The sequence below is a fragment of the Microbacterium sp. AC215 genome (assembly GCF_979258645.1).
This window is the reverse complement of sequence record NZ_OZ409869.1, coordinates 1,920,608-1,942,850: the sequence shown is the minus strand read 5'-3', so window position 1 is coordinate 1,942,850 and position 22,243 is coordinate 1,920,608. Positions and strand designations below refer to the sequence as shown.

The window sequence follows — 22,243 nt, the reverse complement described above, 5'->3', positions numbered from 1 at the left end:
ATGAGCGTTCCCACCTCGACCGACACGACCGCGCCCGACGGCAGCGCGATCCCCACCGGGATGCCGGAGACTGCCACGTTCCGCACGGCCCACGGCGACCAGCCGACCCGCAAGACGTTCTGGTCGCAGCTCGCCCAATCGTTCGCGATGTTCCGCAACCCCAAGTCGATCGCCGGCCTGATCATCCTCGGGGTGTTCGTGCTGATCGCGATCTTCGCGCCGCTGCTCGCCCCCTACGGAGCCACGCAGAAGGACCGCACGGCGCTGCGGCAGCCGCCCTCGTTCGACCACTGGCTCGGCACCACGCACATGGGCGAGGACGTGCTCAGCCAGCTCATCTTCGGCACGCGCGGCGTCGTCGTGGTCGGATTCCTGTCGGCGATTATCGCCACCGTCATCGCGATCACGATCGGCGTCATCGCCGGATACGTGCGCGGGTGGAAGAGCGAGTCGCTGTCGGCGCTCACGAACGTGTTCCTGGTGATCCCGGGCATCCCGCTGATCATCATCGTGGCGTCGCAGTTCGAGAACCCGCCGCTGATCGTGATCGCCGCAGTGCTGGGCCTCACGGGCTGGGCATGGGGCGCGCGCGTGCTGCGCGCGCAGACCATGTCACTGCGCAACCGCGACTTCATCCAGGCGGCGCGCGCCAACGGCGAACCGCTGCACCGCATCATCACCGTCGAGATGCTGCCGAACCTCATGGCGCTGATCGCGTCGAGCTTCGTCGGCACCGTCACCGCCGCCATCCTCGGTCTGACGACCCTCGCCTTCATCGGGGTGATCCCGGTGAGCAACCTCAACTGGGGCACCATCCTGTTCTGGGCGCAGCAGAACGGCGCCTTCCCGAGGCTGTGGTGGTGGTACGTGCCCGCAGGACTCTGCATCGCGATCATCGGCGTCGCCCTGTCGCTCATCAACTTCGGCATCGACGAGTACGTCAACCCGAGGCTGCGGTCGGCCGGTGAGCGTGCCCGCGCGATGAAGAAGAAGGGGCTCGACGTGAACGATCCGGTGACGGCGGTGCGCAGCGCGCCGACGACCGACTCGGGTACCGTGCAGAGCGCGGCGACAGCGACGACGACCCATACGAAGACCGACAAGAAGACACAGAACGCCGAGTGATGACCTCTCAGACCCTGACCGAATCCCTGCCCTACCTCGACCCAGAACTGCCGATCGCCGCGCGCGTCGCCGACCTCCTCGACCGCATGACGGTCGAGGAGAAGATCGGGCAGATGCTGCAGCTCGACGCTCGCGACGACCTCGACGATCACGTGCTGGGCAAGCACGTCGGCTCGATCCTGCACACCTCGCCCGAGCGCATCATCCGGGCGAACGAGCTGACCGCCCAGACGCGACTGCGCATCCCGCTGCTCGTCGCCGAGGACTGCATCCACGGCCACTCCTTCTGGCCGGGAGCGACGATCTATCCGACGCAGCTCGGCATGGCGGCCACGTGGGACGCCGAGCTGGTCGAGAAGGTGGCGAGGGCCACCGCGGTCGAGGTCGCGGCGACCGGCATCCACTGGACCTTCTCGCCGGTGCTCTGCATCGCGCGCGACCTGCGCTGGGGCCGCATCGACGAGACGTTCGGCGAAGACCCGTTCCTCATCGGCGAGCTCGCCTCCGCCATGGTGCGCGGATACCAGGGCGAGGGCCTCGACGACCCCACCGCGATCCTCGCGACGGCGAAGCACTTCGCCGGCTACTCCGAGACGCAGGGCGGGCGCGACGCCAGCGAGGCCGACATCTCGCGGCGCAAGCTGCGGTCGTGGTTCCTGCCGCCGTTCGAGCGGGTGGCCCGTGAAGGATGCCGCACGTTCATGCTCGGTTACCAGACCACCGACGGGGTGCCGATCACGGTGAACGACTGGCTGCTCAGCGATGTGCTGCGCGGCGAGTGGGGCTACACCGGCACGCTGATCACCGACTGGGACAACGTCGGACGCATGGTCTGGGAGCAGCATGTGCAGCCCGACTACGCGCACGCCTCGGCCGCGGCGGTGAGCGCGGGCAACGACATGGTGATGAACACTCCGGGCTTCTTCGCCGGAGCTCTCGAGGCGGTGTCGAACGGCCTGCTCGAGGAGGACGCCTTCGATGACGCCGTGGCGCGCATCCTCACGCTCAAGTTCGAGCTGGGGCTGTTCGAAGACCCGCGACTTCCGCAGGCGGATCTGGATGCCGTGGTCGGCAGCGCCGCCCACGCCGAGCTCAACCTCGAGACGGCCCGCCGTTCGATCGTGCTGCTCGAGAACGACGGCGTGCTGCCGCTCGACGCGTCCGCGCCGCTGACGGTCGCGGTCGTCGGGCCCCTCGCCGACGACGCCCAGACGCAGCTCGGCGACTGGGCCGGCGGATCGGGTCAGGCCGGATGGCTCGACGGACAGCCGCGCGAGATGATCACCACCGTGCTCGACGGTCTCGCCGGTATCGACGGATGGTCGGTGACGCACGCGCGCGGCGCCGAGATCCTCACGCTCGAAGACGATCCGCGGGGCACGAAGTTCCCCGACGGGCAGCCCCGGCCCTCGGTCGTGGTGCCGAGCGCACCCGACGACACGATGATCGCCGAGGCCGTCGCTGCGGCCGAGGCGTCCGATGTCGTGGTCGCCGTCGTCGGCGACCGTATCGAGCTCGTGGGCGAGGGCCGCTCGACGGCGACGCTCGAGCTGATCGGCGGACAGAACGCGCTGCTCGACGCGCTCATCGCGACGGGGAAGCCCGTCGTCGTGGTGCTCCTGGCCTCGAAGCCGCTGGTGCTGCCGGCATCCGCATCGAAGGCCGCCGCCGTGATCTGGGCGGCGAACCCCGGCATGCAGGGCGGCCGCGCGCTCGCCGAGATCATCTCTGGTGCGGTCGAGCCGTCGGGGCGCCTGCCGATCTCGTTCGCGCGCCACGTCGGGCAGCAGCCGACGTACTACAACCAGATCCGCGGCCAGCACGGCGACCGCTACGCGGACCTCACGCAGTCTCCCGCGTGGGCGTTCGGCGAGGGGCTGTCGTACTCGACGGTCTCGTACGGCGAGCTCTCGCTCGACACCGACCGGCTCGGTCTCGCCGACACGATCGTCGCCGAGGTGACGGTGACGAACACCGGTTCGCGCCCGGTGCGCGAGACGGTTCAGGTCTACGTCCGCGACTCCGTCACGAGCGTGAGCTGGGCCGACAAGGAGCTCAAGACCTACCGCCAGGTCGACGTCGCGCCCGGAGAGTCGGCGCGCGTGCGGCTCGAGGTGCCGGTCGCCGAGTGCTCGATCGTGGATGCGGCCGGCAACCGTCGCGTCGAATCCGGCGCGTTCGAACTGCTGGTCGGTCCGAGCTCGCGCGAAGAAGCCCTGCGGAGTGCTGCGTTCACCGTGGCATGAGTCTGCGACGAGGGCGCTCAGGCGTCCTCGTCGCGGAGGCGCTGCGGCCCCGCGCCCTGACTTCCCAGGGCATCGTCGGGGTTGAGCAGACCGCACGCCTTCATCGACAGGCATCCGCAGCCGATGCATCCCGTCAGCTCTCGTTCGAGTCGCTCGATGCCCTCGCGGCGCTTCTCGAGTTCGCGCTTCCAGCGGCGTGACGCCCGCTGCCAGTCGGCGTGGCTCGGGGTCTGCGTGAGCGGGACGTCGGCGAACGCGTCCTGCACATCCGACAGGGGGATGCCGAGGCGCTTCGCCACGGTGATGAGCGAGACCCGGCGCAGCATGTGTCGGGCGTAGCGGCGCTGATTGCCGGCGGTGCGCGTCGACGCGATGAGACCGAGGCTCTCGTAGAAATGCAGGGCGGACGGGGCGACGCCGGTGCGCCTGCTCATCTCGCCGATCGTCAGCGGCTCGTCGGGTCCGTGCGCAATCCGGTCCGGATCGGTGCTCATCGCGGCCTCCTCGATTTGACCTCAAGTGTACTTGAGGTCATACGGTGGCAACCGTGACCCGAACGGAGACCGCCACCCGATGACCTACGTGATCGCCCTGCCCTGCGTCGATGTCAAGGACCGTGCGTGCATCGACGAATGCCCTGTTGACTGCATCTATGAGGGCGAACGCTCGCTGTACATCCACCCCGACGAATGCGTCGACTGCGGCGCGTGCGAACCCGTCTGCCCCGTCGAGGCGATCTACTACGAAGACGACCTGCCCGACGAGTGGCAGGACTACTACAAGGCCAACGTGGAGTTCTTCGATGAGCTCGGGTCGCCCGGTGGCGCCGCGAAGCTTGGCATCATCGAGCGCGACCACCCGATCATCGCCGCACTTCCGCCCCAGGAGGCACCCGAATGAGCAGTCAGCAGCACCCCGCCGCGCCGGTTCCGTCCGAGGTCGGTGAAGGGCTCAAGGCCGCGTTCCGCGCGCATCCGGCAGGGGTCGCGATCATCACGGCGATGACCCCTGCCGGTCCCGTCGGTCTCACGGCGTCGAGCGTCGCATCCGTCGCGGTCGACCCCGCGGCGATCGTGTTCTCGGTCACCAGGGCCACCGGCAGCGCGGGCTCGATCCTCAACGCCGAGTCGTTCGTCGTGCACCTGATCGACGACGAGCACTCGGCCCTGGCGCAGAGCTTCGCGGTGAGCGGCGCCGACCGCTTCACCCCCGAGCAGGGGTGGGGCACCCTTCCGACCGGTGAGCCGTACCTCGCCGAGGCGCGCGCCGCGATGCGCGGTCACACGATGTCGACGGTCGCGGTCGGCTCATCGACCGTCGTGGTCGCCGAGATCGACGAGGTGCTGCTCGGGCGGGCGGGCCGACCGCTCGTCTACCTCGACCGCCGATTCCACTCACTCCCCACCGATCAGAACGACTGAAAGGAACAGCATGCCCACTCCGTACACCCTTCCCGAGCTGCCGTACGACTACTCGGCGCTCGCCCCCCACATCTCCGGCAAGATCATGGAGCTGCACCACTCCAAGCACCACCAGGCGTACGTCACCGGTGCCAACACGGCGCTCGAGCAGCTCGGCGCGGCCCGCGAGTCCGGCGACTTCGCCGCCGTGAACAAGCTCGAGAAGGACCTCGCGTTCAACCTCGGCGGTCACATCAACCACTCGGTGTTCTGGGAGAACCTGTCGCCCGACGGCGGCGGCAACCCCGAGGGTGAGCTGGAGGCCGCGCTGACCGACGCGTTCGGCTCGATCGACGCCTTCCGCGCGCACTTCACCGCCACCGCGCTCGGTGTGCAGGGTTCGGGCTGGGCTGTGCTCGCGTGGGACAGCGTCGGTGCGCGTCCGGTCATCTTCCAGCTGTTCGACCAGCAGGGCAATGCCCCGCTCGGCGTCACGCCGCTGCTGCAGCTCGACGTCTGGGAGCACGCCTACTACCTCGACTACCTCAACGTGCGCGCCGACTACGTCAAGGCGTTCTGGGAGCTCGTCAACTGGTCCGACGTGCAGCGCCGGTTCCAGGCCGTACAGGAGAAGACCGCGGGCCTCATCGTCGCCCGCTGAATCTCACGGATCTCCTCCCGGCGCCAGCGCGTCGGGAGGAGATTCGCGCCGCATTGCCGCCAGCGCGCCGCGTTGCGGCCAACGCGCCGCATCGGGAGGAGATCCGCGATCCGGAGGAGGATGCCGCGGCATCCGCCCTCCGGATCGCAGATCTCCTCCCGATTGAGCGAGCGTCAGGCGAGCAGTTCGCCCGCGAGCGCCTCGATGCGACGGCGGATGTCGTCGCGGATCGGGCGTACGGAGTCGATGCCCTGCCCGGCCGGGTCGTCGAGCTCCCAGTCCTCGTAGCGCTTGCCGGGGAAGAACGGGCAGGCGTCGCCGCATCCCATCGTGATCACGACATCGGATGCCTGTACGGCCTCGGTCGTGAGCACCTTGGGCTGCTCGGCGGTGATGTCGATGCCGAGTTCGCTCATGGCCTCGACCGCGATCGGGTTGATCTGGTCGGCGGGCATGGATCCGGCGGAGCGCACCTCGATGCGGTCGCCGGCGACCTCGCGCAGAAAGCCTGCGGCCATCTGCGAGCGTCCGGCGTTGTGCACGCACACGAAGAGGACGGAGGGCTTGGTGGTGGTCATGATGTCTCCAGGGTAAGCGAGCGTGCGTCGTCGAGGGTCGTCAACGGCGTCCTGCCGATCTGCAGCACGGCCGGCGCGGCGCAGCATCCGCCCGCGCCGTCGTCGAAGTCTCCTGATCCCCCGCATACGCCGGTCGCGGGCAGGGTGAGTTCGTTGCGGGCCGCGCCCTCGTGATCGCCGGCGAGGTGGGCCGCGACGCTGCGCACCTGCTCATATCCGGTGAGGGCGAGGAAGGTCGGAGCTCGACCGTAGGACTTGGCGCCGACGATGAAGAGGCCCTCCTCCGGCTGCATGAGCTGTCGGGCACCGGTCGCGCCCACCGAACCGCAGGAGTGGATGTTGGGGTCGATCTCGGAGGCGATGCCGGCGACCGCATCGAGAGCGGGGTCGAGATCGATTCGGAGTTCGCGCAGGATGCCGGTGTCCGGCCGGAATCCGGTGAGCGCGAACACGTGCGCGATCTCCGCCATCTCGCGTCCGTCTTCGGCGACGATCACCAGGCCGCTCCCGTCCCGTCGGAACTCGGCGACGCGGAATCCTGTCACCACCTCGACGACACCGTCATGGATCACCTTCGACACCCGAGAGCCGAGCGCTGCGCGTTCGGGCAGCTGAGCTCCGGCGCCGCCCCCGAGAACGTTCGCGGCGCTCCCTCGGCGGAGCAGCCAGGTGACGCGGGTGCCCGGCGACCGGCGGGCCAGTTCGCTCAGGCGCAGCACGGCGTGCGTGGCGGAGTGTCCCGCTCCGACGACGACCACATGCGAACCCGCGAGCTCGGACACGTCGTCGGGGATGCGATAGGAGATCAGATCGGATGCCGCGGCCTCGCCCACGGCGGGGAAGCCGTCTGCGCCCGCAGGGTGGGGGAGGTCCCAGGTGCCGCTCGCGTCGATGACCGCCCGGGCGCGGATCCGCGACTCGGTGCCGTCCGCGTCGAGGGTGTGCACGACGAACGGCTGGTTCCTGCGTCCGGACTCGACGACCTTGTCGCGACCCTGGCGAGCGACGCCCGTGACGGCGGTGCAGTACCGGATCCGCTCACCGAGTGCGCCCGCGAGAGGCGCCAGGTAGTCGCTCACCCATTCCGCCCCGGTCGGACAGCCCGCGGTCGGTGCGGTCCACCCGGTCGGCTCAAGCAGGTGACGCGCGGCGGCATCCGTCAGCTCGGGCCACGCCGAGAACAGGCGCACGTGGCCCCATTCGGAGACCGCGGCGGCAGGGCCGCGCCCGCGTTCGAGGACGACGACGTCTTCGCGGCGTTCGACGAGATGCGCCGCCGCTGCGAGACCCTGCGGCCCCGCGCCGATGACGACGATGGGAAGCTCGGACACGACATCTCCTCAGATCGAAACACTTCAATATGAGAAGCGTCGCCCACGTATCGAAGATTGTCAATACGTGAGAGGATGAGCGTATGACGCTTCCGGTGACGATCGAGCAGACGGGCTGCTGCACGCCGCGCGCGGCATCCGCTCTTCCGCTCGCCGAGGCTGAACGGATCGCCCGCCTGTTCAAGGCGCTCGGCGACCCGACGCGCATCCGCCTGCTCTCGCTGATCTCGTCGGCCGCGGGTGGCGAAGCCTGCATCTGCGACCTCACCGATCCGGTCGGTCTGTCGCAGGGCACGGTCTCGCATCACATGAAGCTGCTGGCGGACGCCGGACTCGTCACGCGTGAGCAGCGCGGCAAGTGGGCGTACTTCTCCCTCGCCGAGGGCGCTCTCGACGCCGCCGGCGACGCGCTGCGAGCCGTCTGATCCTGCTGCGCTCCTCAGGTCGGCGTGCGGTCATCCCGATAGGCTGATTCCATGGCCCTCCTCTCGATCGCCGGTTCGGCGCGCGCTCCGCATGAGCTGCGCTCGGCGACTCCGATGAAGGAATGGATGCGCGTCGTGCTCCACCCGGGCACGAACGGGTGGACCAGCGTCTGGGGCACTCTCTCGCACGGCGAGATCGCGGGCTGCCCGCCGCCACGGGACTAGACCGCGCCTCTGTGGGGTGCGGTCTTCCGCGTCGTTCACCCCTTCTCTCGCGTGAGGTCTCGTCATGTCCGCTTCTCCTGTCCGCACCCGTCCCCGTCTCCGCCTGGCTCCCCATGAGCTGTGGCGAGGCATCCGCTCCAACGCCCGCAGCGAGGTGCTCGGGGGTTCGCTGTTGCTCGCCGCCACCGTCGCCGCGCTGATCCTCGCCAACACCCCCGCCGTGTCGTGGTACGAGTCGGTGCGCGACTTCACGTTCGGCATCCCCGAGCTGCATCTCGATCTGAGCATCGGGGCCTGGGCCGCGGACGGCCTGCTCGCGATCTTCTTCTTCGTCGTGGGTCTCGAGCTGAAGGAGGAGTTCGTCACCGGCCGACTGCGCGATCCGCGTCAGGCGGCGCTGCCGATCGCCGCAGCCGTCGGCGGGGTGATCGTGCCGGCGATCATCTTCGCCCTGATCAACGCGGGCGACGGCGACGCCCTGCGCGGCTGGGCCATCCCGACCGCCACGGACATCGCGTTCGCGGTCGCCGTGATCGCCGTGGTCGGGAAGTTCCTCCCACCGGCGCTCCGTGTCTTCCTGCTCACACTCGCGATCATCGACGACCTGATCGCCATCACGATCATCGCGACCTTCTACACCGACTCGATCAGCTTCCCCTGGCTGACTCTCGCGCTGCTGCCCCTCGCAGGATTCGCGCTGCTCGTGCAGAAGGGCGTGCGGGCGTGGTGGATCCTGATGCCTCTCGCGATCGCCGTGTGGGTCTGCATCCATGCCGCCGGCATCCACGCGACCGTCGCCGGAGTCCTCCTCGGTTTCGTCGTTCCTGTCATCCCGACCGAGCGCGCTCGGGTGCCGCGAGGGACGGATGCCGACGGCGAGCCCCTCTACGACGGCCTCGCCCCGCACTTCGCCGACCGGTGGGGTGTCGCGGCGACGCTGTTCGCCGTGCCCGTGTTCGCCTTCTTCGCGGCGGGCGTCACGATCGGCGGACTCGCGGGGCTCGCGTCGGCGCTGACCGATCCGATCGCGATCGGCATCATCGTCGGCCTCGTCCTGGGCAAGCCGATCGGGATCCTCGCGACCACGTTCCTGCTCAGCCGGGTGCCCGCTCTGCGTCTCGACGAATCGCTGCGCTGGCCCGACCTCACCGGCATGGCGTTCCTCGCGGGAATCGGATTCACCGTCTCCCTGCTCGTCGGCGAGCTCGCCTACGGGTCGAGTTCGGTCGCCGACGAGCACGTCAAGATCGGCGTGCTCCTCGGCTCCCTGATCGCCGCGGTGATCGGCGGGCTGATGCTCGCGAGGCGCAACGCGCTCGCCCGCCGATCGCCGCTCGACGCCTGAGGGCGACGGTCAGGAGCTCCCGACCGTCGACTGCAGCTTCGCCATCACCTGGGTGATCGTGAACGATGCCGATTCCTGGCGAGCAGGGAACTCGGCAAGGGTGTGCAGCATGTTCGCCACATACGCCTGGGCCGGGATGAACAGGAAGATGTGGTCGAGCACCCAGTCCCAGTAGGTGTTCGAGGTGATGTCGGCGCGCTCGAACGGATCGGTGCGCAGATTGAAGAGCTTCGGGAACCGCAGCTCGATGTAGGGCTCCTGCCACACCTGCAGGGTTCCGACCGCGCGCTGCTCCAGGAAGACGAACTTCCAGTTCTCGAAGCGCAGCGCCGTGAGGTCGCCGTCGTCCGAGACGTAGAAGAAGTGTCGTCGCGGACTGTGCTCGGCGACTCCAGTGATGTAGTCGAGCTGGTTGTTGCCGTCGAGATGGACCCTGAAGTCGGTGCCGTGCAGATCCGTGCCCGCCTTCAGACGCTCGGCGATGTCGGTGTCGCCGGCCGCCGCGAGCAGCGTCACGAACCAGTCGTTGTGGCTCACGATGCCGTTGAGCGTCGTGCCCGCGGGGACGTGCCCGGGCCAGCGCACCATCGCCGGGACCCTGTAGGCACCCTCCCAGTTCGAGTTCTTCTCGTTGCGGAACGGCGTCATGCCGGCATCCGGCCAGCTGTTCATGTGTGGGCCGTTGTCGGTGGAGTACATGACGATCGTGTTCTCGGCGAGGCCGAGCTCGTCGAGCAGATCGAGCAGACTGCCCACCACGTCGTCATGATCGAGCATCGTGTCGTGATACTCCGACTGCCAGCGTCCGGCGCGCCCCTTGCTCTCCTCCTTGGTGTGGGTGCGGAAGTGCATGTGCGTCGAGTTGAACCACACGAAGAACGGGGTGTCGTCGTCGGCCTGGGCGCGGATGAAGTCTGCCGCGGCATCGCGGAACTCCTCGTCGACGGTCTCCATGCGCTTCTTCGTCAGCGGACCGGTGTCTTCGATGCGCTGCGTGCCGTCGTCGTTCGCCCACGAGTGGATCACGCCGCGCGGGCGGAACCGCTCGCTGAACCCGGGGTACTCCTCGTCGGTCGGGTAGTCCGGGTGCTCCGGCTCCTCCTCGGCGTTCAGGTGATAGAGGTTGCCGAAGAACTCGTCGAAGCCGTGCGCCGTCGGCAGGTGCTCATCGCGGTCGCCGAGATGGTTCTTGCCGAACTGGCCTGTCGCGTAGCCGTGGTGCTTGAGCGCATCCGCGATCGTGGGATCCTCGGGCTGGAGCCCCAGCTTCGCCCCCGGCATCCCCACCTTCGTGAGACCCGTGCGATAGGGGTTCTGTCCGGTGATGAACGCCGCACGCCCGGCGGTGCAGCTCTGCTCGCCGTAGTAATCGGTGAACTTCGCGCCCTCATCGGCGATCCGGTCGATGTTCGGAGTCCGATAGCCCATCAGGCCGTCGGTATAGGTGCTCAGATTGGCGATGCCGATGTCATCGCCCCAGATGATGAGGATGTTGGGCTTGTCGGACATTGTCGCTCCTCGGTCGGCGGTGAGGCCGGGCAGGCGCCCGTGCCGCTCAGCCAACCAGGGGCTCGGGTCAATGCCCAGGGGGGCCTCACACGGAGCGGGTGAGGCGGAATCCGATGTGCGACATGCCGGTGTCCTCCGCCTGGGGCGAGCGGGCGGCCGGGCGGAAGCGCAGGCAGTAGTCGGGGGAGCACAGGTGTGATCCGCCCTTCAGCACCCGGCGCGGGATGCTCGGGAAGCCCTCCTGCGCGCTCGCCGCTGCCAACAGGTTCGCGCGCTTGCCGGGATCCACCGGCTTGTCCGACAGCTTCAGATGCCGCGGCGTGTAGAAGTCGCTCGTCCACTCCCAGACATTCGCGATCATGTCGTAGAGTCCGTAGCCGTTGGGGGCGTACGACCCGACCGGGGCCGTGCCGCCGACGCCCTGATTGTCATACGGGAAGCGACCCAGCCAGGAGTTCGCCTGCGCCTCGCCGCCGGGGTAGATCTCGTCGCCCCAGGCGAACGGCGCACCGTCGACCCCGCCCCGGGCGGCGTACTCGTGCTCGGCTTCGGTGGGCAGCCGCATCCCGACCCAGTCGGCGTAGGCGACCGCGTCCTCGAACGCGATGTGCACGACCGGATGCTGCAGCCGATCGTCGATCGACGAGTCGGGGCCGAACGGATGCCGCCAGGAGGCGCCAGCCTGCCAGCGCCACCAGTTGCGCCAGTTGCGCAGGTCGGTCGGGCCGGCGGTCGGCGTGAAGACCATGGAACCGGGCACGAGGTCCTTCGGATCCGCATCCGGAAAGGCAGCCGGGTCGAGAGGCCGCTCGGCCACGGTGATATATCCCGTGGCGTCGACGAATTCCGCGTACTGCGCGTTGGTCACCTCGTAGCGGTCGATCTCGAACGAGGCGACCTCGCGCTCGTGCACCGGGCGCTCGTCGGGGTAGAAGTCCTCGGACCCCATCCGGAAGGTTCCGCCGGGGATCAGCACCATGTCGCGAATGTTCGTCACCCGCGTCAGCGTAGCGTCCGCGCCGGAGCGGGAGCGGCCACGGTCGCCCGCGCCGGGTTAGCCGACCAGCCGCGCGCTAGCCCCGGCGGGTGCGCTGCTCGCCCTGGACGGGGATCGGACCGGTGACGCTCAGCTCGTCCTCCCAGCACTGGATCCCCGTGACCTCGGGCATCCGCGCGCGGGTGAAGACAGGGTCGAGCCCCGCGCGCCGCTGATCGGAGTAGTCGCGCAGCAGCTTGAACGCGATGCCCGACAGGAGCGCGATCGCCACGAGATTCACGATCGCCATGAGCCCCATGATGCCGTCGGCCGTGTTCCAGATGATGTCCGCCGAGGCGATCGATCCGAGGAAGATGATCGCGACGACGAGCACGCGGTAGGCGGTGAGGACGGCGGGTCGGCTGCTGATGAACTCGATGTTGGATTCGCCGTAGTAGTAGTTGCCGAGGATCGAGCTGAACGCCAGCAGGAAGATGATGATGCTCAGGAGGATGTTCGACCATTCGCCGAGGTTGCTCACGATCGCATTCTGCGTGAGCCCGATGCCCCGGGTTGCGTTCGCGAGGTCGGGCGTGGACACCAGGATGATGAACGCCGTGATCGAGCAGACGAGGAACGTGTCGAAGTAGACCCCGAGGGTCTGGACGAGTCCCTGCTTCACCGGGTGGGTCACGGCGGCGGTGGCGCCCGCGTTCGGCGCAGAGCCAAGACCCGCCTCGTTCGAGAACATGCCGCGCTTGACGCCGGTCATGATGATGGTTCCGAGTGCGGCCCCGACGACCTCGTTGAACCCGAACGCCTGGGTGTAGATCGAGGCGAACACCTCGGGGAGGCGCTCGAAGTTCATACCGACGATCACGAGGCCGAGCAGCAGGTATCCCAGCGCCATGGCCGGGACGACCGCCTGCGTGACGCTGGCGATGCGACGGATGCCACCGAAGACGACGAGGGCGGTCAGGACGGCCAGGATGATGCCGACGACCCAGGGGATCCAGCCCACTTCGCCGCCGAAGCTCGAGGAGACGGTGGCGCTGATCGTGTTCGCCTGCAGGGAGCTGAAGGCGAAGGGGAAGCAGACGATCAGGATGACGGCGAACAGGATGCCCATCCAGCGCGCCTTGAGTCCGTGCTGCATGTAGTACGCGGGACCGCCGCGGAAGCCGTCCTTGTCGCGGACCTTGAACGCCTGGCCGAGGGTCGACTCGATGAAGCTCGACGCACCGCCGATGAACGCCATCGTCCACATCCAGAAGATCGCGCCGGGGCCGCCGATGGCGATCGCTGTGCCGACGCCCGCGATGTTCCCGACGCCGACGCGGGAGGCCGCTGAGATCGTGAACGCCTGGAACGCCGAGACCGATTGCGGCTCGCCGTTCTCCTTCCGGGGTGTCCGGTCGGTGAGGGTGCGGAACATCTCCGGTATCAGCCGGAACTGCACCACGCCCGATCGCGCGGTGAAGTACAGGCCGAGGACCACGAGGATCGGCAGCACCACCCACGTCCAGAGCCCATCGCCGGCAGAGAGCACGAAATCGTTGAGCGCGTCCATCGCATCAGTATGGCGGCATGCTGGCGCCCGTGGTGATATTCCGCTTCTAGACCAAGCGCGCGGTCGTGCCTCGGACGTTCAGCTCGTAGGGGAGCTCGGCCGGTATTCCCGCGGCTTCGCCGTCGGCGAGCTTCGCGAGCACGGCATCCGCCGCACGCTCGCCCTGCCCGAGGGGGAACTGGTCGACGGTGCTGAGTCGGAAGAACTCGCCGAGCTCGTGACCGTCGATGCCGACGATCGAGAGGTCGTCCGGCACGGCGAATCCGAGGTCGCGGGCGGCGAGGATCGCCCCGATCGCCATCTCGTCGGATGCCGCGAACACGGCGGTGGGTCGCGGGCCGGGGCGTCCGAGCAGCTGCTTCGCCGCGCGGTATCCGCCCTCGACCGTGAAGTCGGCGGGCTCGAGGAAGGCCGGATTCAGAGGGATGCCGGCCTTCGCCAGTGCCTTCTCGAAGCCCAGGCGACGATTCGTCGGGATGTGGAAGTCGATGTCGAACTCGGGGTTCGCGCCGATGTGGGCGATGTCGCGGTGTCCGAGACCGATCAGGTGCTCGGTCGCCAGCTGGGCCACGGCGACGTCGTCGACGGTGAGGGTGTCGAGCTTGGGGTTCGGCCCGCCGATCGCGATCACCGGCAGGCCGAGGTCGAGCAGGTACTGCGTCTCGTCGTCGTCGAGCTCGATCGACACCGCGATCACCGCATCCACTCGCTGCCGCCGCAGGAAGGTGTCGAACACGTGGCGGCGCACGTCCTTGTCGGCGGTGATGTTGTAGAGGGTGATGTCGTAGCCCTCGCGCATCAGCGCGGACGACACCCCCGACAGCACGGTGCTGAAGAACCATCGGTCGAGGAAGGGCACCACGACCCCGATGTTGCGGGTGCGGCCCGATGCCAGGCTCGACGCGCGGGAGGACACGACGTAGCCGAGCGCCGATGCCGCCTCCTGCACGCGCAGGCGGGCCGACTCCGACACATGGCCTCGGCCGCTCAGCGCGCGCGAGACCGTCGCGGTCGAGACGCCGGCGAGCCGGGCGACCTCATCGATGCTCGCCATGGGGGATCCTCTCCGGAACGTGATGCGACGTTACGCCTTGGTGTACCAGACCGCGGTGTCGACCGGCACGGCGCCACCGTCGAACGGCTGGCTCTGCAGGATCACGAACGCGTCGGTCGGCAGCGGCAGCGGCTCGGTGCCGAGGTTCGCGAGCACGTGCACGTCGCCGCGGCGGAACGCCACCGCATCTGCGCCGGCGTCTTCCCAGACGAGCGATCCGCTGCCGAAGCCGTGCTCACGCCGTCCGGCGAGCAGGCGCTTGTAGAGCGCCAGCGTCGAGGCGGGGTCGACCTCTTCGACGTCGCGCGAGTACGACGCCCAGTCGGCGGGCTGGGGCAGCCACGACGCACCGGTCTCGTTGAAGCCGAACGCCGGAGCATCCGCCTCCCACGGCAGCGGCACACGGCATCCGTCGCGACCGTAGCGCTCGCCGTTGGTGCGGAACCACGTCGGGTCCTGACGGAAGGCGTCGGGGATCTCCATCGCCTCGGGCAGGCCCAGCTCCTCGCCCTGGTAGAGGTATGCCGAACCCGGAAGCGCGAGCATCACGGTCGTCGCCGCGCGAGCGCGGGCGAGTCCGATGGCGGTGTCGGGCTTGTGCGGGGTGTTCGGGCCGATGCCCTCGCCCTGCGGGTTCTCGGCCGTGAGCGCGAGTCGCGACGCGTGGCGCACGACGTCGTGGTTCGACAGCACCCAGGTGCTGGGTGCGCCGACCTCGCCGAACGCGTCGAGGGATTCGCGGATGACAGACCCCAGAGCCTTCGCGTCCCACTCGGTCATGAGGTAGGGGAAGTTGAAGGTCTGGTGCATCTCGTCGGGGCGCACCCACAGGGCGGTCTGCTTGAGCGTCGGCATCCAGGCCTCACCGCACAGCGCGCGGTCGCCGTCGTACTCGGCCAGCACCTTGTGCCAGTCGCGGTAGATGTCGTGCACGCCGTCCTGGCCCCAGTACGGCACGTTCGCCTCGCCGCCGCCCATCGAGTCGGCGTCTGCCGGGGGCGTGTAGTCGGGCAGGCCGTCGGCCTTGATCATGCCGTGGGCCACGTCGACCCGGAAGCCGTCGACGCCGCGGTCGAGCCAGAAGCGCAGGATCGAGCGGAACTCCTCGCGCACCTCTTCGTTGTTCCAGTCGAAGTCGGGCTGCGTCGGGTCGAAGATGTGCAGGTACCACTGGCCCGGCGTGCCGTCGGCCTCGGTCACGCGCTCCCACATGCCGCCGCCGAAGACGGACTCCCAGTTGTTCGGGGGCAGCTCGCCGTTCTTGCCCTTGCCGTCGCGGAAGATGTACCGCGCGCGCTCGGGGCTGCCGGGAGCAGCCTTGAGGGCCTCCTGGAACCAGGCGTGCTGCGCCGACGAGTGGTTGGGGACCAGGTCGACCACGACGCGGATGCCGCGGGCGTGCGCCTCGTTCAGCATCGTGTCGAAGTCGTCGAGGGTGCCGAACAGCGGGTCGACGTCGCGGTAGTCGGCGACGTCGTAGCCGGCGTCCCGCTGGGGGCTCGTCATGAACGGGCTCAGCCAGATCGCGTCGACGCCGAGCTCCTTCAGCGAGTCGAGCCGGCTGGTGATGCCGGGCAGGTCGCCGATGCCGTCGCCCGAGGCGTCGGCGAACGAACGGGGGTAGATCTGGTAGATGACCGCGCTGCGCCACCACTCGGAACCGGGGGCTGCGATCTGCTCAAGCTGTGCCATGGCAACAGATTAGTGCAAACGCTTACATGATTGCCAGAGCGACCATCGAATCGATTCGGGGATCCGATATTCTGCGCCGGTCCGCAGCCGCTTGCAGGCCCGGGAGTATGCTTCGGGCATCCGACCACAGGAGGCTGTCATGGTTCCCGAGATCAACTACTGGGCCGTTCTGCTCGCGACCGCCTCGAGCATGATCGTCGGCTCGATCTGGTACGCGCCGAAGGTGTTCGGCACCCGCTGGTCGAAGCTCGCGAACGTCGACATGGACCGTCCGGGGGCGAGCGCGACGATGGCGATCATCACCACCGTGATCGTGAGCTTCGCGACGGCGTGGGTGCTCGCCGGAGCATCCGCGATCGCCTGGCACTTCTACGACGGATCGTTCTTCTGGGCCGCCGTCGTCACCGGCGTGCTGCTGTGGGCCGGGTTCACGGCCGCGCGGTTCATCACGCACGACGCCTTCGAGGGTCGCCCGACGGCGTTGACCACCATGAACATCGCACACGAGATCGTCACGATCGTGGTCATGGCCGTGATCATCGGCGTCTGGCCGCCGGCTCTCGGCTAGCTCGCCGCGGCATCCGTCGTGAGGTCCTGCGCGAACATGACGAGGATCCCGCTCGGGCCGCGCAGATAGGTGAGCCGGTAGACGTCCTGGTAGTTCGCGACTCCTCGCAGCGGGTGATATCCGTGCCGGGCAGCGATGGCCAGGGACTCGTCGATGTCGTCGACGGAGAACGCCACCCGGTGCATCCCGATCTCGTTCGGCAGGGTCGGCTCGGTCTCGATCGCGTCGGGATGGATGTATTCGAACAGCTCGAGCTGACCGTGGCCGTCGGGTGTCTGCAGCACGGCGATCTTCGCGTGGTTGCCGTCGAGGCCGACGGCGGTGTCGGCCCATTCGCCGCTGACCTCGTCCCGACCGAGCACGGTGAGGCCGAGATCGGTGAAGAAGGCGATCGTCGCCTCGAGGTCGCGCACGGCGATGCCGACGTTCTCCAGTGTGATGGGCATGGCTCGCATGCTACTCGCGGGGCGCGACACGCCGGGCGCCTCGAAAGACTAGACCTTCGCCACTTCCGCCGAGACTTCCTGGTATGCCAGCATTTTGCACGTGACCTCCTGGTCGCCTGCGGTCGCCGACTGCGGTTCAGACCGAGGGGGTCTTCATGTCGGGTTCATCGCGCCGTTCAGCGCCATGGATGCTCGCCGCCGCACTCATCGCCGCCGCGATGGTCGCGGGCGTGACCACCGCGGCCTCCGGTGATGCCCCCGCCGACGACCCGACCGCCGCACCGGATCCGACTCTGTCGGTCGCCCTCGCCTACGAGTTCCTCGATGCGCGCGTCGACGAGTTCTGCGACGGCGCGGGGCACTGCCTTCCCCGCAGCTACCAGGGAGGCTTCTTCACCGACCTGCCGACCTGGGACTTCACCCCGTCGTTCGTCTACGACGACGCCCTCGTCGTGATCGCATACACGGCACGCGGGCTCCCCGACGACATCCGTCGGGCGCGGACCATCGGCGACACCCTGCTCTTCGTGCAGGCGAACGACCCGATCGGCGACGGCCGAGTGCGCACCTCGTACGAGCCGCACGGCATCCGTCAGGGGCGGGTCGAGATCACCGGCCCCGGCACGTTCACCGGCAACCAGGCCTGGACCGGTATGGCGCTCGCGCGTCTCTTCCACGCGACCGGCGACTCGAAGTACCTCGCCGGGGCGGTGCAGATCGCCGAATGGATCCAGAACAACACCGCCGACATGGTGCGCGCGCCCTTCGGATACACCGGCGGCCAGCTCGAGAACGGCTCGTCGCTGGAGTGGAAGTCCACCGAGCACAACAGCGATATCGCCGGCTTCTTCACGCAGCTCGCACAGCTCACCGGCGACTCCGTCTGGGCCGATCGCGCGGGCGTCGCGTCGGCCTTCGTGGCCGCGATGCAGAGCGCCGACGGCCATGTCGACACGGGCACCCTGCTGGACGGGTCGACGGTCAACACCCGCCCCATTCCCCTCGATGCGCAGACCTGGAGCTCGCTCGCCACGCGCGACCCCCGCTACGACACCTCGCTGGACTGGACGCTGACCCACCTGATCGCGACGGACGGGCAGTATCAGGGCGCGTCGATCAGCGACGCCGACGTGTCGAAGGTGTGGTTCGAGGGATCCGGCCACCTGGCGCTCGCTCTCACGCTGCGCGATGCGCCCGGTGACGCCGAGCGCGTGGAGTCGCTGCTGAGCAGCATCCGCCTCGGTCAGCGCGATGCGCTCAACGGCGACGGCAAGGGGATCGTGGCGACGTCGACCGACGGCCTCGACTCGGGCTTCGGCGACCTCTACTACGCCAGCCTGCACACCGGTGCGACGGCCTGGTACCTGCTCGCCGCCGCAGGCGACAATCCCTTCGCGCTGCCCGTCGACTGACCCGTCGCGCTCTGACGCCTGCCGCCACGTCGGGCGCGGTGCGGGGTCACTAGTGCACCTCCGGCGCGGTGCGGGGTCACTATTGCACCCGAATCGCCAGTTTCAGATGCGGAACTGGCCCCGGCAGCGCGCGTGGGTGCGGAACTGGCCCCGGCTGTGCGCGCGGTGCGGAACTGGCCCCGGCTGTGGGCGCGGTGCGGAACTGGCCCCGGCTGCGGGCGCGGTGCGGAACTGGCCCCGGCTGCGGGCGCGGTGCGGAACTGGCCCCGGCTGCGCGAGCGGGTGCGGAACCGACCCCCTCGGTGCTGGGGCCGGCGTCATCGCGCCGATGCGGGGCCAAAAGCGCATCCTCCGCTGATGCGGGGCCAATAACGCATCCGAAACCGGCGATTCGGGATCGGAACTGGCCCCGGCTGTGCGCGTGGGTGCAGAACTGGCCCCGGCTGTGCGCGCGGGTGCGGAACTGGCCCCGGCTGTGCGCGCGGGTGCGGAACTGGCCCCGGCTGTGCGCGCGGTGCGGAACTGGCCCCGGCTGCGGGCGCGGGTGCGGAACTGGCCGCGGCTGCGCGCGCCTACCGCTTACGCGGCGACGCGGGCGACGGCGGCGATCGCGCTGGTGAAGAAGTCGACGCCGTCGATGCCCGAGCGCATGGCGGCCGAGGTGTCGGGGCCGAAGCCGGCCTCGGTCGCGTGCTCGGGGTGCGGCATGAGCCCCACGACGTTGCCCGCCTCGTTGGTGAGTCCGGCGATGTCGCGCAGCGAGCCGTTCGGGTTCACGCCCGCATAGCGGAATGCCACGAGGTTCTCGCCCTCGAGACGGTCGAGCGTCTCCTCGTCGGCGATGTACCCGCCGTCGGCGTTCTTCAGCGGGATCGTGATCTCCTGGCCCGTGCGGAAGCGGTTTGTCCACGCGGTGTCGGAGTTCTCGACGATCAGCTTCTGATCGCGCCGCACGAAGTGCTGGTGATCGTTGCGGATCAGGCCGCCGGGCAGCAGGTGCGCCTCGACCAGCATCTGGAAGCCGTTGCAGATGCCGAGGATCGGCATGCCCTTGGCCGCGGCGTCCTTGACCTCCGCCATGATCGGCGAGAGCGCGGCGATCGCACCGGCGCGCAGGTAGTCGCCGTAGCTGAAGCCGCCGGGCAGCACGAGGGCGTCGACGCCCTCGAGGTCGTGCGAACCGTGCCAGAGGGCCACCGGCTCGGCGCCGGCGATGCGCACGGCGCGCTGGGCGTCGCGGTCGTCGAGCGAGCCCGGGAAGGTGATGACGCCGATGCGCGTGGTCACTCGGCGACCTCGATGCCGACGACGTCCTCGATCACGGAGTTGGAGAGCACCTCATCGGCGATGCGGCGGGCCTCGGCGAGGATCTCGTCGGTGACCTCGCCTTCGACGGTGAGCTCGAAGCGCTTGCCGATGCGGACATCGGAGAAGCCCTCGACGCCCAGACGGGAGAATGCGCCGGACACGGCTTTCCCCTGCGGGTCGAGCAGTTCGGGCTTGGGCATGACGTCGACGACGATGGTGGGCATGAACGGCTCCGGAAGTCGCGGGCGGACGGGCGTGTCCAGTCTACCGGCTCGGGACTCGCCCGATTCCCGGGTGACGGGGCTCAGGCGTGGAAGACGGTGTGCAGGTCGCCGATCGCCTCGCGGCCGCCGAGACCGTCGATCTCGAACAGCACGGAGATGCCGACGACGTGGCTGCCCAGGCGCTCGACCAGTTCGCGTCCGGCGGCGAGCGTGCCCCCGGTGGCGAGCACGTCGTCGATGAGCAGCACGCGGGATCCGACGGGCAGATCGTCGTGCATCTCGATCGTCGCGGTGCCGTATTCGAGGGCGTAGTCGACGGATGCCGCGGGGCGGGGCAGCTTGCCGGCCTTGCGGATCGGGATGAGGCCGACGCCTGCGGCGATCGCGGCCGCTCCGGCGAGGATGAAGCCGCGTGCCTCGATGCCGGCCACGACGTCGAACTGTCCGGCGAACGGCGCGATGATCGCATCGGTGGTCGCCTGCAGAGCCTCGGCGTCGGCGAGCAGCGGGGTGATGTCGCGGAAGATGATCCCCGCCTCGGGATAGTCGGCGATGCTGCGGATCAGGGATTCGGCGCGGACGAGGGCGGGGGAGAGATCGGTGTCGGGCACCGGTCAAGGCTACGCGAAAGGCTCGGGCTTGACACCGTGGGAGCGCTCCCATAGAGTCACTGGACAGTGCGTGGGAGCGCTCCCACAGGAATCCTCACGGGAAGCCATCACGGAAAGCCCACGCACGACCCCGAGCACCACCCGCACCACCACTGCACGACCCACCACAAAGGAGTGAACTGTGAACACACGTGCCCGCAAGCGGATCCTGACGACAGCAGCCGTCGCATCCGTCTCCGCCCTGGCCCTCGCCGGCTGCGCCTCCGCCGATGCCGGCGACAGCGCTTCCGGTGACGAGAAGGTCACACTGACCGTCACCACCTTCGGCACCTTCGGATACGACGACCTCTACGACGAGTACGAGAAGGCGAACCCGAACGTCACGATCGAGGCGACCAACATCGACACCGGCGGCAACGCCCGCACCGACGCGTTCACGAAGATCGCAGCCGGCTCGGGTCTCAGCGACGTTGTCGCGATCGAGGAGGGGTGGCTCGGCGCGATCATGGACGTCTCCGACACCTTCGTCGACCTGCGCGACTACGGCATCGAAGACCGCAAGTCCGACTGGGTCGACTGGAAGTACGGACAGGCGACCGACGCCGAGGGCCGCGTGATCGGCTACGGCACCGACATCGGCCCGAGCGGCATCTGCTACAACGGCGCCGCCTTCGAGGCAGCCGGCCTGCCCAGCGACCGCGAGTCCGTCGCCGAGCTGCTGAACGGCGACTGGGAGAACTACTTCGCGGTCGGCGCCGAGTACACGGCCAAGACCGGCAAGGCCTGGTACGACCACTCCGGTTTCGTCTGGAACGCCATGGTCAACCAGCTCGACGAGGGGTACTACACCTCTGACGGCGAGCTGAACGTCGAGGACAACGCCGAGCTGAAGGAGCGCTTCGAGCTGCTCGGGGCCGCGACCGAAGGCGGTCAGTCCGCTGCACAGACCGCGTGGGACTGGAACGGCGGCAAGTCGTTCGTCGACGGCACCTTCGCCACGTTCGTCTGCCCGGGCTGGATGCTCGGCGTCGTGCAGGGCCAGGTCGAGGCCGGCGGCGGCGACGCCTCCACCGGCTGGGACTTCGCCGACGTCTTCCCCGGCGGCGCAGCCAACTGGGGCGGCGCATTCCTGTCGATCCCCGAGAGCTCGCAGCACAAGGAGGCCGCGGCCGACCTCGCCGACTGGCTGACGCAGCCCGAGCAGCAGGTCAAGCAGTCCGCCGCCGCGGGCAACTTCCCGTCGACGATCAAGGCGCAGGAGACCCTCTCGTCCGAGGCGACTCCGAACGCGTTCTTCAACGACGCACCCACCGGTGCCATCCTCGCCGAGCGTGCCAAGGGCGTCGTCGCCCAGTTCAAGGGCGCCGATGACTCGGTGATTCAGGAGAACGTCTTCGGTCCGGCCCTCAGCGGCCTCGACCGTGGCGAGACCGACACCCAGGGCGCCTGGGATGCCGCGGTCGAGCTCCTGAACGAGCTGGTCGACTGACCCAGCCACCGCATCCGTTCCGGTCGCAGTTCGTGCCGCGCCGCCTTC

Annotated in this window: 23 protein-coding genes; 11 read left to right on the top strand and 12 right to left on the bottom strand. The window is 68.9% G+C overall.

Going from position 1 to position 22,243, the window contains the following annotated elements; translation table 11 throughout:
• A complete protein-coding gene (locus tag ACZZZF_RS09460; protein ID WP_400339978.1) occupies nt 1–1,125 on the top strand; it encodes an ABC transporter permease in 1,125 nt (374 codons plus the stop codon).
• Complete coding sequence (locus tag ACZZZF_RS09455) at nt 1,125–3,371, top strand: exo-beta-d-1,3/1,6-glucosidase (RefSeq protein WP_463498076.1); 2,247 nt, start codon at nt 1,125–1,127, stop codon at nt 3,369–3,371. Before ACZZZF_RS09460 ends, ACZZZF_RS09455 begins: the two co-directional genes overlap by 1 nt.
• 17 nt (nt 3,372–3,388) lie before the next feature.
• On the opposite strand, the gene soxR is transcribed toward ACZZZF_RS09455, so the two are convergent.
• Complete coding sequence (gene soxR / locus ACZZZF_RS09450; RefSeq protein WP_053098572.1) at nt 3,389–3,865, bottom strand: redox-sensitive transcriptional activator SoxR; 477 nt, start codon at nt 3,863–3,865, stop codon at nt 3,389–3,391.
• 79 nt (nt 3,866–3,944) lie between these two features.
• Between soxR and fdxA the strand changes: the two genes are divergently transcribed.
• The 3 genes from fdxA to ACZZZF_RS09435 are packed head-to-tail and all read left to right on the top strand — an operon-like array spanning nt 3,945 to nt 5,432.
• Nucleotides 3,945–4,271, top strand: coding sequence for a ferredoxin (gene fdxA, locus ACZZZF_RS09445; protein WP_053098573.1), 327 nt, complete (start codon nt 3,945–3,947; stop codon nt 4,269–4,271).
• Nucleotides 4,268–4,792 (top strand): flavin reductase family protein, encoded by a 525-nt coding sequence (locus ACZZZF_RS09440; protein WP_053098574.1) that lies wholly within the window; start codon nt 4,268–4,270, stop codon nt 4,790–4,792. Before fdxA ends, ACZZZF_RS09440 begins: the two co-directional genes overlap by 4 nt.
• 10 nt (nt 4,793–4,802) lie before the next feature.
• The gene (locus ACZZZF_RS09435; RefSeq protein ID WP_053098575.1) at nt 4,803–5,432 is read left to right on the top strand and encodes a superoxide dismutase; all 630 of its coding nucleotides are present in this window, start codon (nt 4,803–4,805) and stop codon (nt 5,430–5,432) included.
• A gap of 173 nt (nt 5,433–5,605) precedes the next feature.
• Here the strand turns inward: ACZZZF_RS09435 and ACZZZF_RS09430 are convergent, their stop codons facing one another.
• Together ACZZZF_RS09430 and ACZZZF_RS09425 are read right to left on the bottom strand one after the other, a co-directional pair.
• Nucleotides 5,606–6,010 carry an arsenate reductase ArsC gene (locus ACZZZF_RS09430; RefSeq protein ID WP_053098576.1) on the bottom strand — a complete coding sequence of 135 codons (405 nt, stop codon included), beginning with the start codon at nt 6,008–6,010 and terminating at the stop codon, nt 5,606–5,608.
• Nucleotides 6,007–7,341 (bottom strand): NAD(P)-binding domain-containing protein, encoded by a 1,335-nt coding sequence (locus ACZZZF_RS09425; protein ID WP_463498074.1) that lies wholly within the window; start codon nt 7,339–7,341, stop codon nt 6,007–6,009. Before ACZZZF_RS09425 ends, ACZZZF_RS09430 begins: the two co-directional genes overlap by 4 nt.
• A gap of 83 nt (nt 7,342–7,424) precedes the next feature.
• Here ACZZZF_RS09425 and ACZZZF_RS09420 point away from each other — a divergent pair, with 83 nt between their 5' ends.
• The 3 genes from ACZZZF_RS09420 to nhaA all read left to right on the top strand — a co-directional run bounded on the left by ACZZZF_RS09420 (nt 7,425) and on the right by nhaA (nt 9,336).
• Entirely contained in the window at nt 7,425–7,766 is a 342-nt protein-coding gene (locus ACZZZF_RS09420; RefSeq protein ID WP_053098578.1) for an ArsR/SmtB family transcription factor, read from the top strand.
• A gap of 51 nt (nt 7,767–7,817) precedes the next feature.
• Nucleotides 7,818–7,991, top strand: coding sequence for a hypothetical protein (locus ACZZZF_RS09415; protein ID WP_171821976.1), 174 nt, complete (start codon nt 7,818–7,820; stop codon nt 7,989–7,991).
• A 64-nt stretch (nt 7,992–8,055) separates the two neighbouring features.
• Nucleotides 8,056–9,336 (top strand): Na+/H+ antiporter NhaA, encoded by a 1,281-nt coding sequence (gene nhaA / locus ACZZZF_RS09410; RefSeq protein WP_463498072.1) that lies wholly within the window; start codon nt 8,056–8,058, stop codon nt 9,334–9,336.
• Between the two features lie 9 nt (nt 9,337–9,345).
• Here the strand turns inward: nhaA and ACZZZF_RS09405 are convergent, their stop codons facing one another.
• From ACZZZF_RS09405 to ACZZZF_RS09385, 5 genes are all read right to left on the bottom strand, one after another.
• Nucleotides 9,346–10,845, bottom strand: coding sequence for an arylsulfatase (locus ACZZZF_RS09405; RefSeq protein ID WP_053098580.1), 1,500 nt, complete (start codon nt 10,843–10,845; stop codon nt 9,346–9,348).
• An 85-nt stretch (nt 10,846–10,930) separates the two neighbouring features.
• Nucleotides 10,931–11,824, bottom strand: coding sequence for a formylglycine-generating enzyme family protein (locus tag ACZZZF_RS09400; protein WP_463499933.1), 894 nt, complete (start codon nt 11,822–11,824; stop codon nt 10,931–10,933).
• A gap of 94 nt (nt 11,825–11,918) precedes the next feature.
• The gene (locus ACZZZF_RS09395) at nt 11,919–13,391 is read right to left on the bottom strand and encodes an alanine/glycine:cation symporter family protein (protein WP_187248937.1); all 1,473 of its coding nucleotides are present in this window, start codon (nt 13,389–13,391) and stop codon (nt 11,919–11,921) included.
• A gap of 46 nt (nt 13,392–13,437) precedes the next feature.
• A complete protein-coding gene (locus tag ACZZZF_RS09390) occupies nt 13,438–14,445 on the bottom strand; it encodes a LacI family DNA-binding transcriptional regulator (protein WP_187248936.1) in 1,008 nt (335 codons plus the stop codon).
• A gap of 30 nt (nt 14,446–14,475) precedes the next feature.
• Nucleotides 14,476–16,137 carry a glycoside hydrolase family 13 protein gene (locus tag ACZZZF_RS09385; protein ID WP_072590618.1) on the bottom strand — a complete coding sequence of 554 codons (1,662 nt, stop codon included), beginning with the start codon at nt 16,135–16,137 and terminating at the stop codon, nt 14,476–14,478.
• A 139-nt stretch (nt 16,138–16,276) separates the two neighbouring features.
• On the opposite strand from ACZZZF_RS09385, the gene ACZZZF_RS09380 reads away from it, so the two are divergent.
• Entirely contained in the window at nt 16,277–16,705 is a 429-nt protein-coding gene (locus ACZZZF_RS09380) for a DUF1761 domain-containing protein (protein WP_053098583.1), read from the top strand.
• Here ACZZZF_RS09380 and ACZZZF_RS09375 read toward each other — a convergent pair.
• On the bottom strand, nt 16,702–17,151 hold the full coding sequence (locus tag ACZZZF_RS09375) for a VOC family protein (protein WP_053099364.1): 450 nt from the start codon (nt 17,149–17,151) through the stop codon (nt 16,702–16,704). The two genes, ACZZZF_RS09380 and ACZZZF_RS09375, sit on opposite strands and share 4 nt — an antisense overlap.
• A gap of 155 nt (nt 17,152–17,306) precedes the next feature.
• Here ACZZZF_RS09375 and ACZZZF_RS09370 point away from each other — a divergent pair, with 155 nt between their 5' ends.
• Complete coding sequence (locus tag ACZZZF_RS09370) at nt 17,307–18,563, top strand: hypothetical protein (RefSeq protein ID WP_463498070.1); 1,257 nt, start codon at nt 17,307–17,309, stop codon at nt 18,561–18,563.
• Nucleotides 18,564–19,142: 579 nt separating this feature from the next.
• On the opposite strand, the gene purQ is transcribed toward ACZZZF_RS09370, so the two are convergent.
• The 3 genes from purQ to ACZZZF_RS09355 all read right to left on the bottom strand — a co-directional run bounded on the left by purQ (nt 19,143) and on the right by ACZZZF_RS09355 (nt 20,706).
• Nucleotides 19,143–19,850, bottom strand: a complete 708-nt coding sequence (gene purQ, locus ACZZZF_RS09365) for a phosphoribosylformylglycinamidine synthase subunit PurQ (protein ID WP_053098585.1) — start codon at nt 19,848–19,850, stop codon at nt 19,143–19,145.
• Nucleotides 19,847–20,095: a phosphoribosylformylglycinamidine synthase subunit PurS gene (purS, locus tag ACZZZF_RS09360; RefSeq protein ID WP_053098586.1), complete on the bottom strand. Its 249-nt coding sequence runs from the start codon at nt 20,093–20,095 to the stop codon at nt 19,847–19,849. Before purS ends, purQ begins: the two co-directional genes overlap by 4 nt.
• An 80-nt stretch (nt 20,096–20,175) precedes the next feature.
• Nucleotides 20,176–20,706 (bottom strand): adenine phosphoribosyltransferase, encoded by a 531-nt coding sequence (locus tag ACZZZF_RS09355; RefSeq protein WP_394194862.1) that lies wholly within the window; start codon nt 20,704–20,706, stop codon nt 20,176–20,178.
• Between the two features lie 181 nt (nt 20,707–20,887).
• On the opposite strand from ACZZZF_RS09355, the gene ACZZZF_RS09350 reads away from it, so the two are divergent.
• On the top strand, nt 20,888–22,195 hold the full coding sequence (locus ACZZZF_RS09350; RefSeq protein WP_072590620.1) for an ABC transporter substrate-binding protein: 1,308 nt from the start codon (nt 20,888–20,890) through the stop codon (nt 22,193–22,195).
• The last annotated feature ends 48 nt before the right edge of the window (nt 22,196–22,243 follow it).